Annotated in this window: 1 protein-coding gene; it reads right to left on the bottom strand. The window is 73.9% G+C overall.

The features are described 5' to 3' along the window. Window positions 1–218, bottom strand: a 218-nt coding sequence (locus tag EF903_RS33640) for an arginase family protein (RefSeq protein ID WP_185902986.1), incomplete at both ends; no start/stop codon positions are given.

Genomic DNA, 218 nt, shown 5'->3' with positions numbered 1-218 from the left:
CCGTCGGGGTCGAGGTCCGGGTCGTAGATGGTGACGTTGAGCCCGACGCAGCGGGGCGAGCCGATCAACACGCGCAGCAGGTCGGCCAGTTCGCCGGGGAAGAGGCCGCCGGGGTCGGGGCTGTCGACGGCGGGCATCACCGAGGGGTCGAGGACGTCGGCGTCGAGGTGCACCCAGAAGCCGGCGGTGACGGGCGGGTGGAGTCCGTCCAGCGCCGC

Origin of the sequence: Streptomyces sp. WAC05292 (assembly GCF_003949955.1) — a bacterium.
Classification (GTDB): domain Bacteria; phylum Actinomycetota; class Actinomycetes; order Streptomycetales; family Streptomycetaceae; genus Streptomyces; species Streptomyces globosus.
The sequence above is the reverse complement of the archived record's forward strand: the minus strand, read 5'-3'. Positions and strand labels throughout refer to the sequence as shown.